Below are 19,384 nucleotides of genomic sequence, written 5' to 3'. Positions count from 1 at the left end.
CCCTGGGCGCCGCCGTTTCCTTATTCTCTCCCCCTATTTGTAAATCCAGACGCCTCCGCCCCGGTCACACCGCGGCGGATTTTTTGCGTCATCATTTGCAATTAGGGAATGGCGGCGGGGCCGCAGGGGCGCATGCCCCTGCGGCCCCGCCGCCCGGGTCGGATCGCCTTAGCGATCCGATCCCGACAGACAGTCGGATCGCAATAGCGATCCGCCCGCCTGGGTGGTCAATAGAGTGTCAGAACGGCACGTCGTCGCTGGCCGAAACAAAGCGGGCTACCACTTTCTTGGTCCCGGCCTTCTCGAAATCCACTTCCAGCTTGTCACCCTCGATCCCGATGACCGCGCCATAGCCGAACTTCTGGTGGAACACCCGCTCGCCCATGGTGAAGGCAGAGGTGGCCGTCAGGTCGATCACCTGGGTCTTGCTCTCGCGAGGTTTGCTCAGCCCATGTTCGCCCGCCCGCGCCTGCATGCGTTTCCAACCCGGAGAATTGTAGCCATCTGCATTGGCCATCCGCTCCTCGATGGTGGAGCGGCCGTATTCATTGGCCGTCTCGCCAAAACCACGCGCCGCGCCCGGCGCCGCCGCGCCGTAGCCCCCGCCGTAGAGCCCCGGTGGCGTCAGCACCTCCACATGCTCCTCGGGCAGTTCGTCGACGAATCGTGATGGCAACTGCGACTGCCATTGGCCAAACACCCGGCGATTGCCGGCAAAGGAAATGGTGCAGACCTCCTCGGCCCGGGTGATGCCCACATAGGCCAAGCGACGTTCTTCCTCGAGCCCCTTGAGGCCGCTTTCATCCATCGAGCGCTGCGAGGGAAACAGGCCGTCCTCCCAGCCCGGCAGGAACACCGCCGGGAACTCCAGTCCCTTGGCCGCGTGCAGGGTCATGATGGAGACCTTCTGCTCGGCATCCTGCTTGTCGTTGTCCATAACCAGACTGACGTGTTCGAGGAAGCCCTGCAGGTTCTCGAAGTTTTCCAGCGCCTTGACCAGCTCCTTGAGGTTTTCAAGGCGGCCCGGGGCTTCCGGCGTCTTGTCGTTCTGCCACATGGTGGTGTAGCCGCTCTCATCCAGGATGATCTCGGCCAGTTCCACATGCGGAACCTCCGGCTCCCCAGAGGTGAAGGCGTCAAAGCTGGTGGCCTCCAGCACCGCGTCTTCCGGACCCTGGGGCGGCGCCACCACGCGCGTCATGCGACCCCAGCGGGCGATATCCTCGACCAGGCGGCGCAGGGCCGCGCCGCCCTTGCCTTTGATGTGGCCCTCTTCCACCGCGATCCGGGCGCCCTCCAGCAGGGACACGCCGTTTTCGCGGGCGATCATCTGCATTTTCTGCTGCGCCTTGTCGCCAAGGCCGCGTTTGGGCGTGTTGACGATGCGTTCAAAGGCCAAATCATCGTCGGGTGAAATCACCACACGGAAATAAGCCATGGCATCACGGATTTCCAAACGTTCATAGAAACGCGGGCCGCCGATGACGCGATAAGGCAGACCGATGGTCAGGAAACGGTCCTCGAAGGCGCGCATCTGATGCGAGGCACGCACCAGGATGGCCATCTCGTTGAGGTCGATGGGGCGGATGCCACGACTGCCGCGCTGCATCGCCTCGATTTCCTCGCCGATCCAGCGGGCCTCTTCCTCGCCGTCCCAATGACCGATCAGGCGGACCCTTTCGCCGCCGTCGGCCTCGGTCCACAGCTCCTTGCCCAGACGCCCTTCATTGCCGCGAATGACGCCAGATGCCGCTGCCAGAATATGGGCGGTGGAGCGGTAGTTCTGCTCCAGCCGGATCACTTTGGCGCCGGAAAAATCCTTTTCAAACCGCAGGATATTGCCCACTTCGGCACCGCGCCAACCGTAGATAGACTGGTCGTCATCCCCGACGCAGCAGATGTTCTTGTGCCCCGAGGCCAGCAGTCGCAGCCAGAGGTACTGCGCGACGTTGGTATCCTGATACTCGTCCACCAGGATGTAGCGGAACCAGCGGTGATACTGCGCCAGCAAATCCGGGTTGTTCTGAAAGATCTCCACCACATGCAGCAGCAGATCGCCAAAATCGACCGCGTTCAGCTCCTTCAGGCGGGCCTGATACTGGGCGTAGAATTCGGTGCCCCGATAGTTGTAGGCGCTGGCGTCGCTGGCGGGCACCTTCTCCGGGGTCAGTGCGCGGTTCTTCCAGTCGTCGATGATGTTGGCCAGCATCCGGGCCGGCCAGCGCTTGTCGTCGATGCCGGCGGCCTGAATGAGCTGCTTCATCAGGCGGATCTGGTCGTCGGTGTCCAGAATGGAGAAATTCGATTTCAGCCCCACGAGTTCCGCATGGCGGCGCAGCAGCTTGACGCAGATGGAGTGGAAAGTGCCGAGCCAGGGCATGCCCTCGGCCGGTTGGCCCAGCATCCGGCCCACCCGCTCCTTCATCTCGCGGGCGGCCTTGTTGGTGAAGGTCACCGCGAGGATTTCATTGGTGCGCGCCTTGTTGCTGCTGAGCAGATGCACGATGCGCGTGGTCAGCGCCTTGGTCTTGCCGGTCCCGGCGCCAGCCAGCATCAGCACCGGGCCGTCCAATGTCTCTACCGCCTCGCGTTGAGCGGGGTTCAACCCGTCCATATAGGGCGTGGGCCGCGCGGCCATGGCGCGGGCGGATAGCGATGCGCCCTCGAAGGCGTCCATTTCGTCGAAACTGCTCATGGGGCTCATCCTAGCGTGATTCAGCGATAACGGGAAGAGGTGTGTTCATGCTATGTTCCGAACGCACGTCTTCCGCTCTTTCCGCCACCGCGCTTATCAGTCCGAATGCGCTGGATAAAGCCCTCAGGTTGGCATCGCTGTACATCTGGATAGGTCGCGTGACCGCTTGACCAAAACGTTAACCGCCTGACAGCTGGGGCGGTTCCCGCACGCATGATAGATTGAATTCAAGTGAAGAGTTTGGCCACATACGGAGGACGGGTTGATGTTCAGACTGATCTACATGAGCGAGGCCGTTCACCAGATGCCCGACGACGCCGTCATTGCGATCGTGCAAAAATCCCGCCGTCGCAACGAGGCAAACGGATTGCGTGGCGCCCTTCTCTACCACGAAGGTCGGTTTATCCATATGCTGGAGGGCCCGGAGGCAGAGGTCATGGCGCGGTTTGAACGTCTTCGGCTTGATCCCCGACATCATAGCCTGCAGCTGCTGGGCACGAACGGGATCGACGCGCCGCTCTGCGCCAGCGGCATGGAGCATCACGACATAGATGCGCTGCCGCAGGATATCGCCGAGACCTTGCACGAGGCGCTGGCGCTGCTGGATGACCTGCCGCCACGGGATTTTTCCCAGCCGCGCCCCGGGCGCCACCAGCCCCGCCCGATGCGGCAGGTGCTGCCTGTGTTTTCCGGCGGTCTTGCGGCCTAACCGCCCCCCCCCGGATACTCGAGACCGGTCGCGCATTTCCGCTGGACACCCGCTGCCGGACGCCAAAGAATGCGCGGCATGAATTTGGATCAACGTTTCCCCGGTCTCGACGACCTGCGCGCCCACGCCCGCCGCCGCCTTCCCCGATTTGTCTGGGAGTATCTCGACAGCGCCACCGGGCGGGAGGCATCGCAAGCGCGCAACCGCCGTTGCCTCGACCGGATCGGGTTGATGCCCGCGATACTGAACGGTCCGCAGGACGTGGACCTGAGCACGGAGCTGTTCGGCTCCACCCTGCCCCTGCCGTTTGGCATCGCGCCGGTGGGCATGTCGGGGCTGGTCTGGCCGGACGCGGAGGGGCATCTGGCGCGCCATGCAAAATCCGCGAACCTGCCCTATGGCCTGTCCACGGTCGCCAGCCAAAGCCCGGAAGACCTGGCACCGCATCTGGGCGCGCACGGCTGGTTCCAGCTTTATCCGCCAAAAGACGAGACCATCCGTAAGGACATGCTGGCCCGTGCGCGTGATGCCGGGTTCAAGGTGCTGGTGCTGACGGTGGATGTGCCGGTGGCCTCGCGCAGGGAACGCCAGGTCAGATCTGGCCTGACACAACCGCCAAGGCTGACCCCGCGCCTGCTGGCGCAGGTGGCGCAGCGCCCGACCTGGGCCCTGGGCATGGCGATGCAACACAAGGGCGATGGTGGCATGCCCCACATGCGCACGCTGGACAAATACATTGAGGGTGCCGCCTCTGCCCTGTCCTCCACGGCGCATATTGGCTATCTGCTGCGCACCGCGCCGGATTGGGACTATCTTGACTGGTTGCGCGATCATTGGGACGGGCCGCTGGTGGTAAAAGGCGTGCTGAATGCGCAAGATGTCCCCCGGCTGGAGGCTGCGGGCGCTGATGCGATCTGGATCTCCAACCACGCGGGGCGCCAGTTCGATGCGGCCCCCGCGCCGATCGAGGTTCTGGAGGAAATCCGGGCAGCCACACCGCTGCCGCTGATCCTCGACAGCGGGATCGAGGGCGGGCTGGACATCCTGCGCGCCATGGCGCTTGGCGCAGATTTCGTGATGATGGGGCGCGCATGGCACTATGCGCTTGCCGCATTGGGCGCACGCGGACCTGCGCATCTGACCGACATGCTGACCAAGGATCTGGCTGCGAATATGGGACAATTGGGCATTTCCGATTTGAAATCCGCACGCGATCTGAAGCGCCTGAACCTGGACTGACTGCGCCCAAACTACAGAAAAGGCGCGATCCTCGCCCAAGGACCGCGCCATCCCCCGCCGTTCCCCCCCGGGTCAGACTGGTGGTAAAATTTCTTTTGGCCTACGCTGCCAGAAGCTGTTTGAAGCTGGCCAGAAAATCACGAACCTTGTGACGGACCGCAAGATCATTGCCGCGAAACGGGCTGTTGATCGGCATCAGATCACGCAATGGTTTCACCCTTTCGTTGCCAAGGAGCGGCAGTGCTGCGGGTGTCTCATGCACGAAAGTCCAGTCGTCAAAGGCACGCATCTGGATTTCGCAGGCTTCGATCACCTCGAAATCCCGGTGACGCGGATCGTCCTGGATCATCTGTGCACGGCGGCGAATTGCGGCTTCGTCGCCTTCGAGGATATGCAGGAACCGACCCTGATGCACCACCAGCAGCCCCGTCAGACCCGCGCGCCGGTTGTTCCGGTGACAGGCTCCCGCAATGTCCGCGATCTGCTGCGCGGTAAGGTCACGGGAAGCGGTGCTGGCATAAATGAAGCGATGCATCTGTTGAGTCCTTCGTTTCGTTGAGCGTGTGACCTTGCTTTGCGGTGGTCTGGAGGATCGCTTCTGACTGATCCGTCGATGTTGATTAAAATTTATCCGAAATACGCTCGAATAGAAGTCCTATCCGAAAGAGTGGTTAACGCTCGAAAGGCGACCCTCAAAATGCTGCAGTGCAAAAAAATGCGTGCACCAAGCGCGATCGCTCGGTACAACATCGCCAGCCCGCCTTCCCAAACGGCCTGCCGTGGCGGCAAAAGCCGGGAGTTCTCGGCTTCAATTTCGCATTTCGGCACGCCCACCTGCCGGAATTCAAGAAAAGGGGCGCAAGTGAGCGCAATCATGCCGCAGACACCCAGAGGACCAAATGGTCCGCGTGTCATACAGCCTTCACCACTTGCCCAACCCATAAAGACCTCGGGGGAAAGATGACTGAGTTCAACAAAATCCTGATTGCCAACCGTGGTGAGATCGCCATCCGTGTGATGCGCGCCGCCAACGAAATGGGCAAACGCACCGTCGCCGTCTATGCGGAGGAGGACAAACTGGGCCTGCACCGCTTCAAGGCGGATGAAGCCTATCGCATCGGCGAGGGCCTCGGCCCTGTCGCGGCCTATCTCTCCATCGACGAGATCATTCGCGTCGCCAAGGAATGCGGCGCGGATGCGATCCACCCGGGCTATGGCCTCTTGTCGGAAAACCCCGATTTCGTGGACGCCTGCGCACGCAATGGCATCACCTTCATCGGCCCCAAGGCCGAAACCATGCGCGCCTTGGGCGACAAGGCCAGCGCCCGTCGCGTGGCCGTAGAGGCCGGTGTGCCGGTCATTCCCGCCACCGAGGTGCTGGGCACCGACATGGACGCGATCCGCAAGGAAGCGGGTGAGGTCGGCTATCCCCTGATGCTGAAGGCCTCCTGGGGTGGCGGCGGACGCGGCATGCGTCCGATCCACTCCGAGGACGAGCTGGAAGAGAAGGTTCTGGAAGGTCGCCGCGAGGCCGAAGCCGCATTCGGCAATGGCGAGGGCTATCTGGAGAAAATGATCACCCGCGCCCGTCACGTCGAGGTGCAGATCCTCGGTGGCAAGCACGGTGAGATCTACCACCTGTTTGAGCGCGACTGCTCCGTGCAGCGCCGCAACCAGAAGGTCGTGGAACGCGCGCCCGCGCCCTATCTGACGGATGCGCAACGGACCGAGATCTGCGATCTGGGCCGCAAGATCTGCCAACATGTGAACTATGAATGCGCCGGCACCGTCGAATTCCTGATGGATATGGAGACGGAGAAGTTCTACTTTATCGAGGTGAACCCGCGGGTGCAGGTGGAACACACCGTCACCGAAGAAGTCACCGGCATCGACATCGTGCAAGCCCAGATCCTGATTGCCGAGGGCAAGACGCTTGCAGAGGCCACCGGCAAGGCCAGCCAGGACGAGATCACCCTCAACGGTCACGCGCTGCAGACACGCGTCACCACCGAGGATCCGCTCAACAACTTCATCCCCGACTATGGCCGCATCACCGCCTATCGCTCGGCGACAGGCATGGGCATCCGTCTGGATGGCGGCACCGCCTATGCGGGCGGGGTGATCACGCGGTACTATGACAGCCTGCTGACCAAGGTGACGGCCAAGGCGCCAACGCCGGAAAAAGCGATCGCCCGTATGGACCGCGCGCTGCGCGAATTCCGGGTGCGCGGTGTCAGCACCAACATCGCCTTTGTCGAGAACCTGCTGAAGCATCCGACCTTCCTGTCGAATGAATACACCACCAAGTTCATCGACGAGACGCCGGAGCTGTTCCACTTTGCCAAGCGCCGCGACCGCGGAACCAAGGTGCTGACCTATATCGCGGATATCTCCGTCAACGGTCACCCGGAAACCGAGGGCCGCGCCGCGCCGCACCCAGACCTGAAGGAGCCGCGCGCGCCCAAGGTCGACAAGGGCAACACCCCCTATGGTGCCCGCAACCTGCTGGAGCAGAAGGGCGCCAAGGCCGTCGCGGACTGGATGACGGCACAGCGGCAGTTGCTGCTCACGGACACCACCATGCGCGACGGCCACCAGTCCCTGCTGGCCACCCGCATGCGCAGCCATGACATGATCAAGGTGGCGCCTGCCTATGCGCAAAACCTCAGCCAGCTGTTCTCGGTCGAGTGCTGGGGCGGGGCCACGTTCGATGTGGCCTATCGCTTCTTGCAGGAATGCCCGTGGCAGCGTCTGCGCGACCTGCGCGAGGCGATGCCGAACCTGATGACGCAGATGCTGCTGCGCGCCTCCAACGGGGTGGGTTACACCAACTATCCTGACAATGTGGTGCAGTTCTTCGTGAAAGAAGCCGCCAAAGGTATCGACGTCTTCCGCGTCTTTGACAGCCTCAATTGGGTCGAGAACATGCGCGTCGCCATGGATGCGGTGGTGGAGAGCGGCAAGATCTGCGAAGGCACCATCTGTTATACCGGCGACATCCTTGATCCCGAGCGCGCCAAATACGACGTGAAATACTACGTCGGCATGGCCAAGGAGCTGGAAGCGGCGGGCGCCCATGTGCTGGGCCTGAAGGACATGGCGGGGCTGTTGAAACCGGCCTCTGCCAAGCTGCTCATCAAGGCGCTGAAGGAAGAGGTCGGCCTGCCGATCCACTTCCACACCCATGACACCTCCGGCATTGCAGGCGCGACCATTCTGGCTGCCGCCGACGCAGGCGTCGATGCGGTGGATGCGGCAATGGATGCCTTCTCTGGCGGCACCTCGCAGCCCTGTCTGGGGTCCATCGTGGAGGCGCTGAAGAACACCGACCGCGACACCGGTCTGGACATCGGCAACATCCGCGAAATCTCGGAATACTGGGAAAACGTGCGCGCGCAATATGCAGCGTTTGAGAGCGGCCTGATGGCGCCGGCCTCCGAGGTCTATCTGCATGAGATGCCCGGCGGCCAGTTCACCAACCTCAAGGCACAGGCGCGCAGCCTTGGCCTGGAGGAGCGCTGGCACGAGGTCGCCCAGACCTATGCCGATGTGAACCAGATGTTCGGTGACATCGTGAAAGTGACGCCTTCGTCCAAGGTGGTGGGTGACATGGCGCTGATGATGGTCTCTCAGGGCCTGACCCGCAGCCAGGTCGAAGACCCGAAATCCGACGTCTCCTTCCCCGACTCGGTGGTGGACATGATGCGCGGCAACCTCGGCCAACCTCCGGGCGGGTTCCCCGAAGGCATCGTCAAGAAGGTGCTGAAGGGCGAGGCCCCGAACACCGAACGCCCCGGCGCGCATCTGGAGCCGGTGGATATCGAAAGCACCCGCGCGGATCTGTCGAAGGAGCTGGAAGGCCTCACCGTCGATGACGAGGATCTCAATGGCTATCTGATGTATCCCAAGGTCTTCCTGGATTACATGGGCCGCCACCGCCAATACGGTCCGGTCCGTGCCCTGCCGACGCAGACCTTCTTTTACGGCATGGAGCCCGGCGACGAGATCACCGCCGAGATCGATCCGGGCAAGAAGCTGGAAATTCGCCTGCAGGCCATCGGCGAGACCGATGAACAGGGTGAAGTGAAGGTGTTCTTTGAACTGAACGGCCAGCCCCGCGTCATTCGCGTGCCGAACCGTCTGGTGAAGTCCTCAACCGCCGCCCGCCCCAAGGCCGAGGTTGGCAACGCGGATCACATCGGCGCGCCGATGCCGGGGGTTGTAGCCTCCATCGGGGTGCAACCAGGCCAGAAGGTGAAAGACGGCGACCTGTTGCTGACCATCGAGGCGATGAAGATGGAAACCGGCCTGCATGCCGAGCGCGACGCGGTGGTGAAGGCCGTGCACGTCCAGCCCGGTGGCCAGATCGACGCCAAGGACCTACTGGTCGAGCTGGAGTAAGGCCGCGCGTCAGCGTTCAGACGCCAAACACAGATCCAGAATGCAAAGAGGGGCGGTCAGAGACCGCCCCTCTTCTTTTATGCCACGACGCATACCGATCCACACCGGATCGGTGCTGCGGTCGATCAGAACCGGTAGGAGGCACGCAACTGCACCTTGTCGGTGTCGAGTTCGCCCGCCGGAATATCGCTGAAGTCGCTCTTGGTGTACTCAAGACCGACGCTGAACCGCTCGCTGACGAGGTATTCCGCACCCACACCATAGGTGAACGCGTTCTCGGAAATATCGGCACCGCCCGAGGCGAGCGACAGATGCGACACGCCTGCGGTCACATATGGCATGAACCGTCCGAGATCCATGCCGGCGCGGGCACGCAGCGAGGTCATATCGCCGTCGCCGCCATTGTCGCCGCTGATGTCGTCATACATCAGCTCACCGCCGACCACATAGCGGCCGAAGTCGTGGTTATAACCGCCGTGAACACCAAAGGCGTCAAAATCTTCGGATGCAGAGGCGCCGCCCTGCGACAGGTCCGCTTCGCCCTGTCCGTATTGCAGACCGCCGTAGAAGCCGGTCCAATCGGTGTCCGGCGCAGCCGTGACCACAGGGGCCGGGGCGGCTGGTGCAGGCTCGACAACCGGCTCGTCCAGATTGCCAGCCACCGCTGCGGAGGCCGAGATCGACAGGGTAGATGCGAGGATGATGCGCTTCATGATGTTGTCTCCATTTATTGCAGCCTTTCGCTGTTTGGAGAACATGGGCTCCATGAATGTCACCACAACCTCTGTGCCCCAACTGCGTGCGAGCGACCATAAAGCCGGTAAAAAACTGCCGTTTTCCCAGCCTCCCCTCTGCATAATCCCGCCACTCGCGCGCGGCCCTGCAAATCTGCATGGAACCTTTTTGCTGCGGTCAAAATCCCGGCCCTTAAAGACGGGAGGCGGCGAAATAGTCCCTCCTCGCATTTTCTGCTTGCAGCCCCTGCCGAGATTTCTTAAATCCCGCTCACCGAATAGGTAAGCGGGCGTAGCTCAGGGGTAGAGCATAACCTTGCCAAGGTTAGGGTCGGGCGTTCGAATCGCCTCGCCCGCTCCATTCGGAACCGAAAAGGCCGCATCTTCGGATGCGGCCTTTCGCTTTTGTCGTCTGGCAGCATCCTGCGCTCAGCGCCAAGATCCAGAGCCTTGCCAACAAATTCACCCAATTCGCATTTTTCCCTTGCAGCCTACGGCAGGATTGCCTAAATCACGCCTCACCGAATGGTAGCGCGGGCGTAGCTCAGGGGTAGAGCATAACCTTGCCAAGGTTAGGGTCGGGCGTTCGAATCGCCTCGCCCGCTCCATTCGAAATCGAAAAGGCCGCATCTTCGGATGTGGCCTTTCGCTTTTCTGGCTCATCCCCCCATCCTCCGCCCCTGACGAGACACAGAAGTTTTTGCTGTGATGCGCAAATTTTCCACTTGCAGGCTCTGGCGGGATTGCCTAAACCCCGGCTCACCAAATGGCAGCGCGGGCGTAGCTCAGGGGTAGAGCATAACCTTGCCAAGGTTAGGGTCGGGCGTTCGAATCGCCTCGCCCGCTCCATTTGGAACCGAAAAGGCCGCATCATCAGATGCGGCTTTTCGCTTTTCAGAACAGGCGCTTGTGATTTTTGATCAAAATCCTTTGACTGACTCTCAAATGCGCGCCAATCCTTGTCCCAACCTGTGACAGCAAAGGATTGGCCAGATGGCGAGCGTGATCTACCCGACGACGAATTTCACCGCGACGGAGCAGCTCTGCATCACCCATGGTGAGGGGATCTACGTCTATGACGACAGCGGCAAGGAATACATCGAAGGGCTCGCGGGCCTGTGGTGTACCTCGCTGGGCTATTCCAACACCGAGGTGGTGGAGGCGATCACCGACCAGCTGAACCGCCTGCCCTTCCAGCACACATTCGGCGGCAAGACCCACGCGCCGGTGATGCAGCTGGCCGAGACGCTCAAGGCAATGGTGCCGGTGGAGGATGCCTATGTCTTCTTTGGCAACTCTGGCTCGGATGCAAATGACAGCCACTACAAGATGCTGCGCTATTACTTCAACGCCATCGGCAAGCCGGAAAAGCGCAAGATCATCACCCGCGAGCGCGGCTACCATGGAGTGACGGTGGCGGCGGGATCGCTGACCTCCCTGCCCGCCAACCTCGCCCATTTCGACGCCCCGCTGGAGGCGCTGTCGATCCTGCGCGCCGATGCGCCGCATTACTACACCGGCCGTCAGGGCAACGAGACCGAGGCGCAGTTTGTCGAACGCATCCTGCAGAATCTCGAAGACCAGATCCTCGCCGAAGACCCCGACACCATCGCCGCGATGATCGTGGAGCCGATCACCGGAGCCTCCGGCGTGATCGTCCCCCCCGAAGGCTACTACGAGGGGCTGCAGGCGCTCCTGCGCAAACATGACATCCTGATCTGGGCGGATGAGGTCATCTGTGGCTTTGGCCGCACAGGCGCGGATTTCGGCTGCACCACCATGGGGATCAAACCCGATCTGATGACCTTCGCCAAACAGCTGTCCTCGGCCTATTTCCCGATCTCCGCCTCCGTCATTCCCGGCTGGATGTATAAGGCGATGGTGGATCAAACCAATGAGGTCGGCGTCTTTGGCCACGGCTATACCTACTCCGGCCACCCCGCCGCCTGTGCCGCGGCCCTGAAAACGCTGGAAATCTACGAGCGCGACAAGATCTTTGACCATGCCGCCGAAGTGGGCGCCTATATGCAAGAGCAGCTGCGCGAGATCTTCACCGATCACCCGCTGGTGGGTGAGGTGCGCGGCAAAGGCCTGATCGCGGCGCTCGAACTGGTCTCCAACAAGACCACCGGCGCAACAATTGCTGGCGGCAAAGGCGGTGCTTTGGCAGTCAAAGCCTGCCAGGACGCAGGCCTGATCCTGCGCGCCGTGGCCGGAAACGCGCTGGCCTTCTGCCCGCCGCTGATCATCACCAAGGCGCAAGTCGACGAGATGATCAAACGCGCCAAGGCTGGTGTCGACACCGCCTATGAAACCTTAAGATCCGAAGGCCTCCTGGACAGCTGACCTAAAACAAAAGGCGCTCCAGAAACCGGGGCGCCTTTTCAACTTTTCACAAATATCTCGGAGCGCGAGGCAGAGCCTCGCATCGGGCTTTTCCCACAAGGAAAAGCGCAACCTGCGCGCCGCAAGGCGCTCCTTTTGGAAACCCTCAGAAGACCTTGAACGTCATTGTCGTCAGCGACCGCTCGATATTGGGGATCTGCAACAGGTGGTCATTGATATATTTACCCACATCCTCGCCCGAGGGGATGTAGAGCTTCATCAGCAGGTCATATTCCCCGCTGGTGGAATAAAGCTCCGAGTGGATCTCATGCAGCGCAATATCCTCGGCCACCTTATAGGTGGTGCCGGGTTTGCAGCGGATCTGGATAAAGACGCAGGTGGACATATCTCGCCTCAGCTTCTGTCAGGTCTGGTTGCCCGGCAACCTCGCACGCAGCGCGGCAAAGGGCAATCCCGGCAAACGCAGCCTCGCTGGCCAAGCATTTACTGCAACAGCTCTTGAGCCCTCACCACCGCACCCCCTATAAGCCATGGCAACAGATTGAGGATTTCTCCATGCGCACAGCCCAGGTTTCCCGCTCCACCGCCGAGACGGCGATCTCCGTTTCCGTCAACCTCGACGGCAGCGGCACATATGACAATCAGACCGGCGTTGGCTTTTTTGACCACATGCTGGACCAGCTGTCGCGCCACTCGCTGATCGACATGACCATCCGCGCCAAGGGCGACTACCATATCGACGATCACCACACCGTCGAGGACACCGGCATCGCGCTGGGTCAGACGCTGGTGCAGGCGCTTGGCGACAAAAAAGGCATCAACCGCTACGGCGAGTGCCACTTGCCGATGGATGACGCACAGGTGCGTGCCGCGCTGGATCTCTCGGCCCGGCCCTTCCTCGTGTGGAATGTGGATCTGCCGACCCAGAAGATCGGCAATTTCGACACCGAACTGGTGCGCGAGTTCTTTCAGGCGCTTGCGACTCATGGCGGCATCACGCTGCACATCGACCAGATCCACGGGGTGAACAGCCACCACATCGCCGAGGCCGCATTCAAGGCGGTGGCCCGTGCGCTTCGCACCGCGGTTGAGGTCGACCCGCGCAAAGCAGATGCGGTTCCCTCCACCAAAGGCGCGCTCTAAGCGCTCACAGTGTGTTTTCTGATGCGAAGGCCCGGCACAGCCCGGGCCTTTTCGGTTTGATTACTTGCGTTGGTGTACCGTTCACCCCGCAGGCACGGCGTCGTGCACCTCCCGGCGCAGCAGCCACTCTGCCGCCAAGAGATTTGGCACCCAGCAGATCCATGCGATCACAGGGTAACTGGCCTCAAACCCCACAGTCGTCATGCCGATGGGCAGATAAAGCCGCAATGTCACCGCTGCCAGCGTGAGGGCCGCAGAGCGGATCATCCAGGCCCTGTGCAGGGCAAACCTCCGTTGCAGGGCGGCGATCACCGCCATCGCCGTAGTTGCCAGCCAGACCACCGCCAGCAGCGCAAAACCAAGCCCAGCCACCACGCCTTCGGCAGTGTTATACGCCAGCCACAGGCTGGCAAACCCGGACATCAGAACGCATAGTGCATAGAGCCGCCCGCCCCATCGGTGCAGGCCCGGACGTCTGCCACGCAATCGGTGCGAAAACTGCACCGGCAACAGCCCCAAAGCCACTGGCGCCAGCCCGATATGCAGGTACAGCACCACCGGACGCGCCAGCAGGTGATGCACCATCGCCGGCATCACCAGTGAAATCTCCGCCACGAGGAACCGCAGCGATCCCAGCGCAATCAGAACAGACAGCACCCAGAGTGTGCCGAGCCCCCATGCGAGGCGGCGCCCGGTCCAGAAGTGACGTGTCATGCTTTGACTCCTTACGGTCAACTTGACACTGTAAAGTAATGATCAAACTTGACACCGTCAAGGTCCTCGTCGATCCTGCCTTCATGACGGCCTCATCCCCCTCTTCCCGCTCCCAGCCGAAAAACCTGCGCAACACCTTGGTGCGCGCCGGGATCGACCTCTTGGAAGAGGGCGGGATAGAGGCGCTGACCTTGCGCAAATGCGCTGCGCGGGCGGGTGTTTCCCATGCCGCTCCGGCGCATCATTTCGACGGGCTTGCGGGGCTGAAGGCGGCGATTGCGGCTGAAGGATTTCAGATCTTTTCCAACTACATGCGCGAGGCACGCGTGCAGGGTGACCAAAGCGCGCGCGGGCAACTCAAGTCGATTTGCCGGGGATATCTGCAGTTTGGCGTCGATCATGGCGGCATCCTGCGGGTGATCTTTGGCGACCGGGGGTTGGCGGGGCTGGTGCCCGGCGGCACGCGCGAAGACGCAGACGCCTATCAGATCCTGCGCGAGGTCTGCGCGCCCTTTGTTCCCGAGGGCACCTCTGCCCGGGTGATCGAGCTGCAGGTCTGGTCGCTGATCCATGGCTTCACCATGCTGAGCCTGGCGGGCGAATTCGGCGCGCCGGGTGGGCCGCTGGAGGACGGGCTGTTTGACCAGATCCTCGGCTTGTTGAATGCGCTGGGAACATCGGGCACCACGTGATCCCCTGCGCCTCTTGACCCTCGCGCGGTTTCCCGCCACTTCAGGGGCGCATGACAATGAGGACGTCTTCCTATGCTGACCGCCATCATCGACTATGAATCCGGTAACCTGCACTCCGCCGAAAAAGCGTTTCAGCGCATGGCGGCCGAGGTCGGCGCCGGCGAGGTGGTGGTGACGTCCGATGCCGACGTGGTGGCGCGCGCCGACCGGCTGGTGCTGCCGGGAGACGGTGCCTTTCCCGCCTGCGCGACGGAGCTGCGCGGCCACAAAGGCATTTATGACGCGATGGTCGAAGCCGTAGAGGTGAAGGGCCGCCCGTTTCTCGGGATCTGTGTCGGCATGCAGTTGATGGCCACGACGGGTCACGAATATTCCGAGACGCCGGGCCTGGGCTGGGTCGGCGGCGACGTGGTTAAGATCACGCCAGAGGACGCGCGCCTGAAGGTGCCGCATATGGGCTGGAACGATCTGGTGATCGACCACCCCCACCCGGTATTTGATGGCATCTCCACGGGCGATCACTGTTATTTCGTGCACAGCTATCATTTCCGCGTCGCCAATCCCGCTGAACGTCTGGCGCATGTCGATTATGCGGGCGATGTCACGGCGGTGATCGGGCGCGACACCATGCTCGGCATGCAGTTTCACCCGGAGAAGAGCCAGCATGTGGGCCTCAGGATGATCGGCAACTTCCTCACCTGGACCCCCTGACACCCCGCTCTGATCTGGACGCCTGCCGCCCGTAAGGGCGGCGCGCGCATGGGGCCCCTGGCCGCATGCGCGCCACCGGCAGGCCCGCGCGCCCGCCCCATCGAGGGGCGGGCGCGCGGCGTTTGGCCATCACGTCACACACAGACGTGGACCGCCACACGCCAGCCCCTGTTTTGCACAACGCGCCGCAGGAGGGCCAAACGCATCCCTCCCCTCAGGCGGCGCTATGCCTGAGGGAGACTGGCGCAACGCCGTAGGCCTTGCGAAAAGCGCGTGTGAACCCCTCAGGCGATTCATAGGCATAGCGCCTCGCCACCGCCTCCACCCGATCACCGCGGATCAAATCCTGCCGGGCGAGGGTCAACCGCCAGCGGCGCAGATACCCCATCGGGGTTTCTCCGACCTGGGCCGCGAACAATTCGGAAAATCGGGACACTGACAGCCCGGCTTCGGTTGCCAGATCCTGTGTCGTCCACAGGCGCCCCGGATGGTCGTGCATCGACACAATGGCCCGCGCGAGGCGCAGGTCCGACAGTCCGGCCAAAAGCCCAGGCTCCGCCGTGCCCGCCTCGATCAGATGGCGCAGCAGACGCACCATGAACGCCTGACCAAGACTGCTCAACACGGATTCTGCGCCGCATCTGTGGCACTCAACTTCCTGACGCATCAACGTCAGAAGCGCGGCGAGCTGCGGAGTCTGCGCCAATCTGACCTCCACCCGGGCGGGAAGCGCGGAAATCAGCGGATTATGTGACCCGGCCCATTCCACACGCAGCGCGAGGCACACACCGTCCCGCGGCGGGAGCAACGGTGCCTGTGCGCAGAACAGCACCGTCTCCGCCGCCCCTTCGGGTGATGCCAGCACCAGGAGATTCGCCTCAGACGGAGAGGCGATATTCACCCGCATACGAAATCGAGAGATGAGGCTGGAAAGCCGGTCCATGGCATCCTCTACAAGACTATTTGGCAAGACTTCGGCAAATGTGTCAGGTTTTTCGGAATTATCAAGCCTCAACTTCGGCGATATAGGTTTCAGCCTTTCGACGGCCTCCATCACCTCACTTACACATAGGACTGCCTCATGTTGATCCCCCGCCAGAAGACCCCTGCCCTGTCCCTGCCCCTGTTGGGCGGCGGTCACTTCGACCTCTCGACCGAAACCTCAGAGCGCGGCACCGTCATCTGTTTTTATCGCGGCCTGCACTGCCCGATCTGCGCCAATTACCTGAAAGAGTTCGAAAAGCGCGCGGCCGATTTTACCGAGCGTGGTGTCAACTGCATTGCCATCAGCTCTGACGGCGAAGAACGCACGCGGCTGATGGCGGAAAAGATCGAGGCCAAAAACCTGCGCTTTGCCTATGATCTACCGCTGAATGTGGCCAAGGACTGGGGGCTCTATATCTCCACTTCGCGTGGCATGACCTCCATCGGCCTGGAAGAGCCCGCCCTGTTCTCCGAGCCGGGCCTGTTCATGGTGTCACCGGAACAAACGCTCTACTATGGCTCGGTTCAGACGATGCCGTTTGTCCGGCCTCATTTCTCCGAACTGGTGTCGGCACTGGATTTTGCCATCGCCAACAACTACCCGGCGCGCGGCGAGTATACCGGCGCCGTTTGATCGCCCCCGCATCCGTCCTGCATCCTCGGTCCCCGACAGCCACGTGAGCAATGGACATAGGCATAGCAACAAGGCATACGGGCCTGACCACCTTCAACGGTCAGGCCCGTTTTACGTTGTACTTGCGCTTTGAAAAATTCAGCCACCGGGACGGGCAGCACCGCTATCTGGTGCTGAGCCTGACACAGACGCTATTCGGCGACTGGTGTGTGGTGCAGGCCTCAGGTCCGATCGGTCAGCCCGGCGGACAGGAGCGGCGCAACTATTGCAGCTCCCTGAATGAGGCCCAGGATCTCTTTGAGAATACGCGGGACCGGCAGGTGAAGCGGGGCTTCGTGCCGATCCCGGTGCAGATGGGGCTGTTCTGAATGCGCCACCCGAGGGGTCTTACTTCACCCGTGTCCAGGTCTGCTTGGAGCAGATCAACCCGCCCGCGACGCAGCCTCGCAGGCGCAGGCTGTCGCCGTTCAGATCCATTTTGCCGATGTAGATCTTGTTGTTAGACGGCCGCCAGACCTGCCCTTCATAAGCGCCGCCGCCCTGGGGCACCATGTCGATCACCAGCGTCTTGCCGAGATTGGGCGATTTATACTCGCCGCTGTCATTGAACGTCCGCGCAATCGTGCCGCAGACGGCGCTGCCGCAGGGGGTTATTGCCACATGCGCGTAGGATCCATCATCCGGCTGGGTCTTCCACGTCCCCTCCGCCGGATCAGCGGCAAGCGCGGCACCGGCCAGGCCAAGTGAAACCGCAAGGGTTGCAATCATCTGTTTCATGGTTGTGTCCTCCCTATTCTGGCAGAAGTCTGACCGACAGCGCCGCATTCAGGCAAGACTGACCTTGGGTCGCCCTATCCGGGTGCCGTCGCACGCCCGGCCCACGCAGGCGCGTTGCAATTCACCGTGAGCTTGGGCAAAAGGGCAGCCGACGCATTCAAGCATGACCAAAAGGGCGCAGCCGATGATCCTCTACCCTGCAATCGACCTCAAGGACGGCCAGGCCGTGCGGCTTCTGCACGGTGACATGGACAAGACCACCGTGTTCAACGACAACCCCGCCGCGCAGGCGCTGGAGTTCGTGGCGGCGGGCTGTGAATGGCTGCATCTGGTCGATCTGAACGGCGCCTTTGCAGGCGAACCTGTCAACGCCGCGCCGGTCGAAGAAATCCTGAAACAGACACAGGTGCCCGCACAGCTGGGCGGCGGCATCCGCGACATGGCCACCATCGAGCGTTGGCTGGACAAGGGGCTGGCGCGGGTGATCCTGGGCACCGTTGCGGTGGAAAACCCGGATCTGGTCCGCGAGGCGGCGCGCGCCTTCCCCGGCAAGGTTGCGGTCGGCATAGATGCCCGCAATGGCAAGGTCGCGACCAAAGGCTGGGCGGAGGAAACCGACGTTGAGGTCACCGATCTGGCACGGTCCTTTGAGGATGCAGGCGTTGCGGCCATCATCTACACCGACATCATGCGGGACGGGGCGATGAAAGGCCCCAACATCGATGCAACGGCAGCGCTGGCCAACGCGGTCTCGATCCCGGTGATCGCCTCGGGCGGGGTGTCATCGCTCGACGATCTGCGCGCGCTCAAGTCCTGTGGTGCGCCGTTGAACGGTGCCATCTCCGGTCGCGCGCTTTACGACGGCGCCATTGATCTTGCCGAGGCGCTGGCGGTTATGAAGGGCTGAGCCCCCTGCCACCACAATCGGCCCCGCGATTTCGTCTGAAAAGCTGTTGCCCTTGGCGTCTGCGCCGGGGCGCTTCTGCTCTTCAACTCGTGATCTGCGGCATCACGCCCTCTGGCTTGCGGCGCATTTAGCTGAGACGCTGCAACCAGAGGAGACCAACCTTATGTCAAAAATCGAAAAGCGCCCCCTGCCCCGTGCTTCCGCCCTGTGGCAGAGCGTGCAGCCTGAAGACTTTATCGATGGCTACGCTGTGCAGAGCAGCCTGTCAGCGCGAGACGCAGCCGATATTGGCCTGAGCATGCCCAAATGGGCTGGCACCCTGCTTGCCCTGCGCAATCGTATCGTGCGGCCCCTCGGCTTGAAGACCGAGGTCAGCAACACGGGTGAAGGGGCGATCTTTCCGATCACCCATGAGGACGCGCAGGAGCTGATCCTTGGCACCGACGACAGCCACCTGAATTTCCGCATTTGCGTGCGGCGCGAGGATGGGCGCATCCACATGGCCACATGGGTGCATCGCAACAATTGGATCGGACGGGTCTACCTGATGGTGGTGATGCCGTTTCATATCCTGATCGTGCGCGATGCCATGCGCCGGATCGCACGCGCGGGGACGTCGACCATGGCCTCTGCAAGCAACGGATAGAGACGCCGTCCGCGCCGTAAATCGCGGCACCCATCGAACCCTGTGTCATCGG

At 62.1% G+C, this 19,384-nt stretch carries 18 protein-coding genes and 3 tRNA genes; 14 read left to right on the top strand and 7 right to left on the bottom strand.

The features are described from left to right. Window positions 1-238 precede the first annotated feature (238 nt). Complete coding sequence (locus R0J92_RS09160; protein WP_411051457.1) at window positions 239-2,695, bottom strand: ATP-dependent helicase; 2,457 nt, start codon at window positions 2,693-2,695, stop codon at window positions 239-241. A 265-nt stretch (window positions 2,696-2,960) separates the two neighbouring features. Here R0J92_RS09160 and R0J92_RS09155 point away from each other — a divergent pair, with 265 nt between their 5' ends. Both R0J92_RS09155 and R0J92_RS09150 read left to right on the top strand, forming a co-directional pair. Continuing rightward, entirely contained in the window at window positions 2,961-3,404 is a 444-nt protein-coding gene (locus tag R0J92_RS09155) for a BLUF domain-containing protein (protein WP_411051456.1), read from the top strand. A 69-nt stretch (window positions 3,405-3,473) separates the two neighbouring features. Next, window positions 3,474-4,643, top strand: coding sequence for an alpha-hydroxy acid oxidase (locus R0J92_RS09150; protein WP_411051455.1), 1,170 nt, complete (start codon window positions 3,474-3,476; stop codon window positions 4,641-4,643). A gap of 100 nt (window positions 4,644-4,743) precedes the next feature. On the opposite strand, the gene R0J92_RS09145 is transcribed toward R0J92_RS09150, so the two are convergent. Then, window positions 4,744-5,178 (bottom strand): BLUF domain-containing protein, encoded by a 435-nt coding sequence (locus tag R0J92_RS09145; RefSeq protein ID WP_106163247.1) that lies wholly within the window; start codon window positions 5,176-5,178, stop codon window positions 4,744-4,746. Window positions 5,179-5,603: 425 nt separating this feature from the next. Between R0J92_RS09145 and R0J92_RS09140 the strand changes: the two genes are divergently transcribed. Next, a complete protein-coding gene (locus tag R0J92_RS09140) occupies window positions 5,604-9,044 on the top strand; it encodes a pyruvate carboxylase (protein ID WP_411051454.1) in 3,441 nt (1,146 codons plus the stop codon). Window positions 9,045-9,169: 125 nt separating this feature from the next. Here R0J92_RS09140 and R0J92_RS09135 read toward each other — a convergent pair whose 3' ends face one another. Continuing rightward, window positions 9,170-9,757 (bottom strand): outer membrane protein, encoded by a 588-nt coding sequence (locus R0J92_RS09135; protein ID WP_411051453.1) that lies wholly within the window; start codon window positions 9,755-9,757, stop codon window positions 9,170-9,172. 307 nt (window positions 9,758-10,064) lie between these two features. Between R0J92_RS09135 and R0J92_RS09130 the strand changes: the two genes are divergently transcribed. The 4 genes from R0J92_RS09130 to R0J92_RS09115 all read left to right on the top strand — a co-directional run bounded on the left by R0J92_RS09130 (window position 10,065) and on the right by R0J92_RS09115 (window position 12,124). Next, window positions 10,065-10,139, top strand: a tRNA-Gly gene (locus R0J92_RS09130). A 172-nt stretch (window positions 10,140-10,311) separates the two neighbouring features. Continuing rightward, window positions 10,312-10,386 (top strand) — tRNA-Gly (locus R0J92_RS09125). Between the two features lie 166 nt (window positions 10,387-10,552). Further along, a tRNA-Gly gene (locus tag R0J92_RS09120) sits at window positions 10,553-10,627 on the top strand. Between the two features lie 144 nt (window positions 10,628-10,771). After that, on the top strand, window positions 10,772-12,124 hold the full coding sequence (locus R0J92_RS09115) for an aminotransferase (RefSeq protein ID WP_411051452.1): 1,353 nt from the start codon (window positions 10,772-10,774) through the stop codon (window positions 12,122-12,124). Window positions 12,125-12,269: 145 nt separating this feature from the next. Here the strand turns inward: R0J92_RS09115 and R0J92_RS09110 are convergent, their stop codons facing one another. After that, a complete protein-coding gene (locus R0J92_RS09110) occupies window positions 12,270-12,509 on the bottom strand; it encodes an Lrp/AsnC family transcriptional regulator (RefSeq protein ID WP_005652398.1) in 240 nt (79 codons plus the stop codon). Window positions 12,510-12,679: 170 nt separating this feature from the next. Here R0J92_RS09110 and hisB point away from each other — a divergent pair, with 170 nt between their 5' ends. Continuing rightward, on the top strand, window positions 12,680-13,267 hold the full coding sequence (hisB, locus tag R0J92_RS09105) for an imidazoleglycerol-phosphate dehydratase HisB (RefSeq protein WP_411051451.1): 588 nt from the start codon (window positions 12,680-12,682) through the stop codon (window positions 13,265-13,267). Window positions 13,268-13,348: 81 nt separating this feature from the next. Here hisB and R0J92_RS09100 read toward each other — a convergent pair whose 3' ends face one another. Then, entirely contained in the window at window positions 13,349-13,981 is a 633-nt protein-coding gene (locus R0J92_RS09100) for a DUF2306 domain-containing protein (RefSeq protein ID WP_411051450.1), read from the bottom strand. A 38-nt stretch (window positions 13,982-14,019) separates the two neighbouring features. Here R0J92_RS09100 and R0J92_RS09095 point away from each other — a divergent pair, with 38 nt between their 5' ends. Next, window positions 14,020-14,673 (top strand): TetR/AcrR family transcriptional regulator, encoded by a 654-nt coding sequence (locus R0J92_RS09095; RefSeq protein ID WP_411051449.1) that lies wholly within the window; start codon window positions 14,020-14,022, stop codon window positions 14,671-14,673. A gap of 72 nt (window positions 14,674-14,745) precedes the next feature. Next, window positions 14,746-15,384, top strand: coding sequence for an imidazole glycerol phosphate synthase subunit HisH (gene hisH / locus R0J92_RS09090; RefSeq protein ID WP_106163240.1), 639 nt, complete (start codon window positions 14,746-14,748; stop codon window positions 15,382-15,384). A gap of 214 nt (window positions 15,385-15,598) precedes the next feature. Here the strand turns inward: hisH and R0J92_RS09085 are convergent, their stop codons facing one another. Then, the gene (locus R0J92_RS09085) at window positions 15,599-16,327 is read right to left on the bottom strand and encodes an AraC family transcriptional regulator (RefSeq protein WP_317385699.1); all 729 of its coding nucleotides are present in this window, start codon (window positions 16,325-16,327) and stop codon (window positions 15,599-15,601) included. Between the two features lie 138 nt (window positions 16,328-16,465). Here R0J92_RS09085 and R0J92_RS09080 point away from each other — a divergent pair, with 138 nt between their 5' ends. Beyond that, complete coding sequence (locus tag R0J92_RS09080) at window positions 16,466-17,002, top strand: peroxiredoxin-like family protein (RefSeq protein WP_411051448.1); 537 nt, start codon at window positions 16,466-16,468, stop codon at window positions 17,000-17,002. Between the two features lie 50 nt (window positions 17,003-17,052). Next, window positions 17,053-17,370: a WGR domain-containing protein gene (locus R0J92_RS09075; RefSeq protein WP_317385698.1), complete on the top strand. Its 318-nt coding sequence runs from the start codon at window positions 17,053-17,055 to the stop codon at window positions 17,368-17,370. 19 nt (window positions 17,371-17,389) lie between these two features. On the opposite strand, the gene R0J92_RS09070 is transcribed toward R0J92_RS09075, so the two are convergent. Continuing rightward, entirely contained in the window at window positions 17,390-17,779 is a 390-nt protein-coding gene (locus R0J92_RS09070) for a DUF2147 domain-containing protein (protein WP_411051447.1), read from the bottom strand. Window positions 17,780-17,963: 184 nt separating this feature from the next. Here R0J92_RS09070 and hisA point away from each other — a divergent pair, with 184 nt between their 5' ends. Beyond that, entirely contained in the window at window positions 17,964-18,686 is a 723-nt protein-coding gene (hisA, locus tag R0J92_RS09065; RefSeq protein WP_317386927.1) for a 1-(5-phosphoribosyl)-5-[(5-phosphoribosylamino)methylideneamino]imidazole-4-carboxamide isomerase, read from the top strand. A 163-nt stretch (window positions 18,687-18,849) separates the two neighbouring features. Continuing rightward, window positions 18,850-19,332, top strand: coding sequence for a DUF2867 domain-containing protein (locus R0J92_RS09060; RefSeq protein ID WP_411051446.1), 483 nt, complete (start codon window positions 18,850-18,852; stop codon window positions 19,330-19,332). The last annotated feature ends 52 nt before the right edge of the window (window positions 19,333-19,384 follow it).

Origin of the sequence: Tritonibacter sp. SIMBA_163 (assembly GCF_046535935.1) — a bacterium.
Classification (GTDB): domain Bacteria; phylum Pseudomonadota; class Alphaproteobacteria; order Rhodobacterales; family Rhodobacteraceae; genus Epibacterium; species Epibacterium scottomollicae.
The sequence above is the reverse complement of the archived record's forward strand: the minus strand, read 5'-3'. Positions and strand labels throughout refer to the sequence as shown.